This window comes from Mesorhizobium sp. M7A.F.Ca.US.002.01.1.1, from assembly GCF_004022955.1.
Taxonomy (GTDB): domain Bacteria; phylum Pseudomonadota; class Alphaproteobacteria; order Rhizobiales; family Rhizobiaceae; genus Mesorhizobium; species Mesorhizobium ciceri.
In genome coordinates, this window is sequence record NZ_RZQE01000314.1 from 1 (window position 1) to 7,031 (window position 7,031).

The 7,031-nt window shown below is 61.9% G+C and carries 5 protein-coding genes and 6 pseudogenes; 6 read left to right on the forward strand and 5 right to left on the reverse strand.

Annotation, left to right across the window (positions count from 1 at the left end; all coding sequences use genetic code 11):
* Window positions 1-205: pseudogene (locus EN932_RS39575) on the forward strand (hypothetical protein); the annotation flags it as partial.
* A gap of 147 nt (window positions 206-352) precedes the next feature.
* Here EN932_RS39575 and EN932_RS38060 read toward each other — a convergent pair.
* The gene (locus tag EN932_RS38060; RefSeq protein ID WP_063169403.1) at window positions 353-628 is read right to left on the reverse strand and encodes a hypothetical protein; all 276 of its coding nucleotides are present in this window, start codon (window positions 626-628) and stop codon (window positions 353-355) included.
* A 697-nt stretch (window positions 629-1,325) separates the two neighbouring features.
* On the opposite strand from EN932_RS38060, the gene EN932_RS24755 reads away from it, so the two are divergent.
* Complete coding sequence (locus tag EN932_RS24755; protein WP_063169404.1) at window positions 1,326-1,742, forward strand: hypothetical protein; 417 nt, start codon at window positions 1,326-1,328, stop codon at window positions 1,740-1,742.
* Between the two features lie 238 nt (window positions 1,743-1,980).
* Here the strand turns inward: EN932_RS24755 and EN932_RS39760 are convergent, their stop codons facing one another.
* The 3 genes and pseudogenes from EN932_RS39760 to EN932_RS24770 form a co-directional block, all read right to left on the reverse strand.
* Window positions 1,981-2,472: a cytochrome c gene (locus tag EN932_RS39760; RefSeq protein ID WP_244514239.1), complete on the reverse strand. Its 492-nt coding sequence runs from the start codon at window positions 2,470-2,472 to the stop codon at window positions 1,981-1,983.
* 41 nt (window positions 2,473-2,513) lie between these two features.
* Window positions 2,514-2,747: a hypothetical protein gene (locus EN932_RS39060; protein WP_127312611.1), complete on the reverse strand. Its 234-nt coding sequence runs from the start codon at window positions 2,745-2,747 to the stop codon at window positions 2,514-2,516.
* Window positions 2,748-2,756: 9 nt separating this feature from the next.
* A pseudogene (locus EN932_RS24770) lies at window positions 2,757-3,036 on the reverse strand (DUF411 domain-containing protein); the annotation flags it as partial.
* Between the two features lie 801 nt (window positions 3,037-3,837).
* Here EN932_RS24770 and EN932_RS39065 point away from each other — a divergent pair.
* From EN932_RS39065 to EN932_RS24790, 4 genes and pseudogenes are all read left to right on the forward strand, one after another.
* Window positions 3,838-4,042, forward strand: a pseudogene (locus tag EN932_RS39065) (isopenicillin N synthase family oxygenase); the annotation flags it as partial.
* A gap of 8 nt (window positions 4,043-4,050) precedes the next feature.
* Window positions 4,051-4,320, forward strand: a pseudogene (locus tag EN932_RS24780) (pyridoxal-phosphate dependent enzyme); the annotation flags it as partial.
* A 278-nt stretch (window positions 4,321-4,598) separates the two neighbouring features.
* Window positions 4,599-4,762, forward strand: a pseudogene (locus EN932_RS24785) (thioredoxin domain-containing protein); the annotation flags it as partial.
* A gap of 41 nt (window positions 4,763-4,803) precedes the next feature.
* A complete protein-coding gene (locus EN932_RS24790; protein WP_128369133.1) occupies window positions 4,804-6,258 on the forward strand; it encodes a glutamate synthase subunit beta in 1,455 nt (484 codons plus the stop codon).
* Between the two features lie 27 nt (window positions 6,259-6,285).
* Here EN932_RS24790 and EN932_RS24795 read toward each other — a convergent pair.
* A pseudogene (locus tag EN932_RS24795) lies at window positions 6,286-7,031 on the reverse strand (DUF459 domain-containing protein); the annotation flags it as partial.

Sequence of the window (7,031 nt, forward strand, 5' to 3'; positions counted from 1 at the left end):
ATGGTTGACCACGCTTTTCAAAGATCGTGAACTACATCTCCTCGTTGTGCTCGACGCACTCCGGACAAGTAACCTCATGGGCGCGGCATGCAGGATTAACCGAGCCCAGCCGGTCATGAGTGCGGCCTTGCCGGGTCGGGCGATAGGCAGTCATGCCCTGCCCTTCCTGCGGGTCAAGCACTCCGAAAAAACATTTCCCCCATAAATGCTAGATCTTCCGTTGCCTTTTCGCGTCACAGGCCGTCAAACGCCCGGCCGTTCACAACAGTGATCCGGCAAGTGTTTGGCTGCGCGAGACGATGCTGCAGGGAGTCGTCCTGCATGGCACTTCGCTATGATGCTGCGGTGCCGTCTAACGGCGCCTCGTGCTTGAACGCACTGAACGGCCACCGCGATCAAAATCGATGGTTCGAGGACCGTTGATCATCACCCCGCCAGCCTCGATCTTGTTTGCCGCCACGAGAGCGACACAGAGACTGCTGGTGAAGATGCCCGCCTGCCCGCTATGTTCCGGATGGTTGACCATCCCGGATGGACCCATCGAGGGTGTCAAGGCGAGCATGAGCACAGGCGCGAACAGTTCACGGGCAGGCGCGACGGTGGCCGCAAAGCAACGTCGCGCCAGCATGCGATCTCAGCAGGATCGGCACCATCCTGTCAGGGAGCAATGCGAGTGGCTGGCTTAGCCGCTGCGACGCTGCCCGGCATCGCGTTCAATTGATCTGGCGCCTTAAATGCAGGAAGGCTTCGCGGCCGGTACGAGGCGCATCCCTCCTCCGAAGCAGCACGCCCAAGTATCATCACAAGCCCCGAGCGCCCGCGTTCGGCGATGTCCAATTTCCGACAATGTCGGAATACAGTCAGATCTGCTGGATTGACTTTAAATGGTTTTCTCATTTGGCACAGCGCATGCTGGTTATCCGGAAACACGTGACCGACCAACAAGAAGTCGCATGACACAACCGAAGCCATCCATGTCTGACGGGCTGCCCAGGATACCTACTGCGACCGCGCTTGCCCGGTGACGACCGCTCCGGCTCCGCCCGTTACCGACGAGGCAAAGTGACGGATTTCCTGCGTTTCAACGACATGGAGGTGGTTGTCATTCCCGCTGGGGGACAGACTCGGCCTGTTCAAGGCATTGCGCGAAGGCGGCAAGATGACGGCCACCCGTGCGCGAACTCAAGGAGCGCAGCCTGTATCGTGTATCAGGCAAATAGGCCGTCGGTCAGTGACCTTGACACAGGGGACATGCGCAAGGTCCTGAAGTTTGATGCAGCGATAGAAGGGTGCCAATGACAACAATAGCTTACAGGAACGGAACCATGGCTGGCGACGGCCGAGCCTTGGGTTTTGACTCAGTATCCGTCGGTGAGAAAACGAAGGTGTTTCGCTTATGCGACGGCACACTCATCGGCGTTTCCTCTTCGTCCTTGGGTATTCCAAAGGCCGTTCGAGACTGGGTTGAGAAGGGCATGGATGTTTCTGATATTCCTGTGCCGCGCAACGACGACAATTTTGAATTTGAGGCGCTGATAGTGCGCAAAAATGGGGAAGCCGTATTGTTGGACGGCAATTGGCTGCCAAGTGATCCCGTGAAAGGTGAATATTATGCCATCGGGAGCGGCAAGCAGTATGCTTTGGCCGCGCTGGTTTTGGGCAAGTCAGCTAAGGAAAGCGTCGAAGTTGCCGCGAAACTCGACGTTTGGACTGGTGGCACAGTCACTGCCATAACTCACTAAACCCGCCTTTCGGCGGGAGTGTGACAGTGCGAGCGTGGAAGTAGGGCGCCACCCCGGGGCACGTCGAGCCCTGTCATGTGAGCTGGTCCATAAGCGCGCGAAAGCGTCCAGTTGTGGCCAAAAGCACGATTTGCGACAGAACCGGCCCGCTTCTATGAGTATGGGCCGCTTTTTGCGGCCAGCGTGCTTGCCATCCTGCCGCCAGTGGCCGTCGCCTTCTTCTTCCAAGGTTACCTCGTCATGAAGTAGAGCACCACGATCTTGTCGGAGAGATCGGAAGGCGGACGGCCCTTCCGTCCGCGTCGGCCAGTTCGAAAGGCGGCGCGGCCTGCTCGTCGATCGCCTGGAAGAACCTCTCCGCGCTGTCCCTCATCTTGTCGAGATCGGCGCCCGGATGGTGGGCCAGCGCGGAGGTCCCGAGGATCAGCGCCAGAAATTGAATCGCAAGCGACGGTTTCGCTTTCATGGACAATGCATTCCGGTTGGGGGCGTTCGAGGGCTCCGCGGCTAGGATTGGTCTCACTGTGTCTGCTCCCGCTCCCGGCGGCTCATCTGCCTGATAGGCGCGTTCCCGCTCGGGCCATGTGCTTTTGATGAAGGCCAGAACGGCCCGGATCTCCTCGTCGGTGAGGACATTCCCGAAGCCCGGCATGTCGCTCTGGTAGCCGCCGCCGACGACCGCGGCCGGTCCCGGCGCCGGCATGCGTCCCGAAGGCAGCGGGCTTTCCAATCGCGCTGACCTTCGCCTGGCTAAAACCGTCTTGCCTAGCGCTATCGCCGCGGCCGGGGCGCGGCCATCCGGTTGGCGAGCCAAGGCAATGTCCAGACCAATCCGAGGCCTGCCGCGGCCACGCATCGATAAGAGGACCGACGCCCTTCTCCTTTGCCGCCGCTGGAGAACAGGTATTTGATCAGCGCGGCCGTCCCGAGGACGAGCACGACGACGACAAGCAGCCACACCAGGCCCGTGCCGAACATCATCATGCCGCTCATGCATTCCATCATCGAAGCCTCCTATTCCGTGGCGTAGATGCCGCCGGTCGCGTCAGACTTTCGGATTTCGAGAATCTCGAAGGGCGCTTCCTTCGTGCCACTCATGCCGGGGGAGCCCATCGGCATGCCGGGCAGCGTCATGCCCTTTGATGTCGGGCCGCTCGGTCAAGAGCTTGTTGACCGTGCCGACCGGCACATGGCCGCTCACCACATAGCCGTCGATGAACGAGAGAAGGCAGCCATCGGCTTCCGGCGGAATGCCCTCTTCGCGGCTCATGGCGAAAAGGTCGTGAGTCGGCCTTGACGGTGATTCCTGGAAGGCCGATTCCAAGGCGAGCTGGCTTGAAGGCCGCGGTCCGGATGGTCGACTAGGCAGCTTGGTTCCACGATCGCAATGCTTGATCGCTTCATTGCAGGCCATGGGCTCTCGCCCCCTCCTTTTGCCACACGAGGCGCCAGCTCACGTGTTGTTGTTGGCGTGCGCCCCGGCAACCGCTTTCACCAGCCGCTCCAGCGATCCCGCGCGCTCCAGCTCCGCAAAGAATGATGCGGCGTGACGCTACCCAGCCGGTGCTTCTCGGCCTTCCAATTAAACTGTCTCGACGAAAGAGCCGTCTCCGTTGCTCCGGTCTCGGTGTTGAGTTCTCTAAGGCTGCGCCACACCTTGGTCCCCACGCCGGCAAATGATCTCACTATGCAGCCCGTGCTCGCACGCTCTCAAACTAATTACCGCTGCTGCAACACGCCGCCTGGCGGCCTGCACCGAAAAGCCGACAGGGGTGCATCTGAATAGCCGTGAACCCAGGTCTCAAAGACCATCCGGCGCGACGAGCGGACGCACCGCACGTGTGACACCCGCCTTGTGGGGCAGGGTTGCCTTTCTCAATCCCGGCGTTGGTCGGCGTCCCAATGAGCAGCAAGCTATTATCGGCCGCCGAATCTTAGTGGCTTCGTCGAGAGCCTCAATCAACCAAGCGGCGAAAGCCCCGCTAGAGTCTCCGCCCGCCTGTCGCTATGAAGCAGTTGCAGCCAGCGCTGCTTCAGGCGCATGAACTCGCCCGATGCAATGATTTCCGTCGCCCTGGGTCTTTCGAAGGGCACTGTTTCTATTCCCTTCTTCTTCGGCGCGCGGCTTGATGCCGACATACGGTTTCTTGACCTGCCGCCTGAACTGGCTGCCGAAGCGGGTGCCCCGCCAGCGACCCCGACAATCCCCTGTTCCGCAACTGCTGAAGAGCCGACTGCGCTCGCATCCCGATATTGCGCAACGGCACTATGCCGACATTCTGGAGACCGCAGCCGCATGAGCCTCGAGATGTTCCGCCGACCGTCGACAAAGGCGTCCTCTCGCCTGCGTCCGCCATTTGTCAGTGCTCGATCTGATTGGGGAGACGCCGGTCGTCGAACTGAAGAGATTCGATACCGGCAGGTGTCGTCGCTTCGTCAAGATCGAAAGCCAGAATCCCGGCGGATCGATCAAGGATCGCATTGCGTTGTCGATGATCGTTAATGCCGAACAGCGTGGCACGCGCGGGGCGGTACAATCATCGAAGCGACCGCTGGCAACACAGGGCTCGGCCTGGCCATCTGGCGGCACGAAGCGCGTGATCGCGTGTCCAAAAGCTGACAGCGTCAGACAAATGTCAGGTTCATTACAACCAACATCTGGGCACTGACGAGGTTTTTCGAAGCAATGGGCGCTAACTGCGCGCTGAGCGCGTTGGCATGGCTTTTGAGACTGAGTGACTGTGACTGCACTCAATGGGGCAAGACGAGCGATGCGCTCCTCCCTGAACCCGTGTGCCGTCTCTGAGAGGAAACCAGCTCGTGCAGAAACCTTTGGAAATAGCTTTGGACCGCAACGTGGTATTGCAGATGGAGTCCCCGGCTCCTTCGATTAGAGTCGAGAACTGGCTGCATGGCGAGCCCCTCACGAGCTTTGAGCCCGGCAAGTGTACATAGTCGAATTTTGGGCAACTTGGTGCGGCCCATGTGTGGACGGGATGCCCCATCTGATCCAGCTGCAGGGCGTCGCCAGGCGCACCATCTGGACAGCAGGAACTGGACTATGGGCAAGGTAACAGGCTTTCTCGAAATCGACCGGCAGGTGCACAAGTACCAGCCGGCCTCCGACCGCATCCGGCATTTCCGCGAATTCACGCTGCCGATGTCCGACAAAGAGGTCGAGAAACAGGCCGCGCGCTGCATGGATTGCGGCATTCCGTTCTGCCATGGGCCGACGGGCTGCCCGATCCACAACCAGATCCCGGACTGGAACGACCTCGTCTACAATGGCGACTGGGACAATGCGATCCGCAACCTGCATTCGACCAACAATTTCCCGGAGTTCACCGGCCGCATCTGCCCCGCACCTTGCGAGGAAGCCTGCACGCTGAACCTCGAGGACATCCCCGTCGCCATCAAGACGGTCGAGCAGGCGATCGCCGACAAGGCTTACGAGACCGGCCATATCAGGCCCTATCCGCCGGAGAAGAAGACCGGCAAGCGCGTCGCCGTCATCGGCTCCGGCCCGGCCGGCATGTCGGCTGCCCAGCAGCTCGGCCGCGCCGGCCACGACGTCCATGTCTATGAGCGCGAGAGCCGGCCCGGCGGGTTGATGCGTTACGGCATTCCCGACTTCAAGATCGAGAAGCACTATATCGACCGGCGCATCGAGCAGATGCAGGGCGAGGGCGTCACCTTCCATTGCGGCGTCAATGTCGGCGTCGACAAGCCGGTTGCCGAGCTGCTCGCCGAACATGACGCCGTGCTTTATTGCGGCGGTTCCGAAACGCCGCGCGCGGCCGGCATTCCCGGCGACGATCTCGGCGGCGTGCATGACGCGATGCCCTATCTGGTGCAGCAGAACAGGCGGGTCGGCGGCGAACCGATCCAGTCGGTGGCGTGGCCGTCGCATCCCATCATCGCCGGCGGCCAGCATGTCGTCGTCGTCGGCGGCGGCGATACCGCGTCCGACTGCGTCGGCACCGCTTTCCGCCAAGGTGCGGTTCGCGTCACACAGCTCGACATCCGCCCGCAGCCGCCGGAGAAGGAAGACAAGCTTTCGGTCTGGCCATACTGGGCGACGAAGATGCGCACCTCGTCCTCGCAGGCCGAAGGCGCCGAGCGCGAATTCCAGGTGGCGACGCTCGAATTCATCGGCGAGGAAGGCCAGCTGACCGGCGTCAAGTGCTGCGAGGTCGACGACAAGCGCAAGCCGATCGCCGGTACCGAATTCGTCATTCGTGCCGATCTCGCTTTCATCGCCATCGGCTTTGCCGGGCCGGCCGCGGCCGGTGTGGCGAAGGAATTGGAGGGTGAGATGAAGATCGCCACCGACAGCCGCCGCTCCAGGAATGTCGAGGCCAATGACCGCGACTACAAGACCAGCGTCGACAGGCTCTATGCGGCCGGCGACGTGCGTCGTGGCCAGTCGCTGGTCGTCTGGGCGATCCGCGAGGGCCGCCAGGCGGCGCGCGCGATCGACGAGGCGTTGATGGGGTCGAGCGTTCTCCCGCGCTGAGCCCGGCCTCGGAGCCGCGCTGCGACACTAACGATTGATCGCGGTCGTGGTGTCGGTCGCGGCTGCGGCCTTCGGCGGCCAGGAGAAATCGTCGGCGCGGCCGGGCGATGCAATCGGTGCCTTGCCCTCGACCACAAGCTTTTCACCGGGCAGGTCCGGATTGGCCTTTGCCGGCGGTGCCGCGCCAAGCAGCTCCGAGCCGCCGTCGAGTGCCGGATCGCTGAGCAGCATCGGCGCAGTGCGGTCGATGACGATGGGGGGCGCGGCCGGCGCCGGCGTCTCGACAGGGGCGCCTGCCGGAGCGGACGGTGTAATCATGCTTCCCGGCGCGGTCAGGCCGAGGATCTTCAGCAGCGGTTTTTCGGTGTAGAAGGCGAGCTTGCGCTTGCCCGCCTTCGAGATATTGATGCCGTCATCGGCGCGCAGCCGCACCGGCTGGCCGTTGATGTTGGGGCCGCTGGTGACGAAGGCGCCGTTCTCGTCGACAAAGCCGTCCCAGATATCGACGAATTCGCCGCCATGGCTTTCTGCGGCCTGATGGTAGATGTCGTTGAAGGCAAGCATATCCGAGGTCATCTTCGGCACCCGGAACGCCGGCATGCCGACCCAAAGGAAGGGGACCTTGGCCGCGGCGATGGCTTTGCCCAGCGCGTCGGTCCTGCGTTCATATTCCTTGGTCCAGTTCTCGGAACGTGGCTGTTCGCGCACGTCGCCCACCTTCATCGACTGGCGGTCGTTGGAGCCCAGCATGACGATCACGGCGGCGGGTTTTT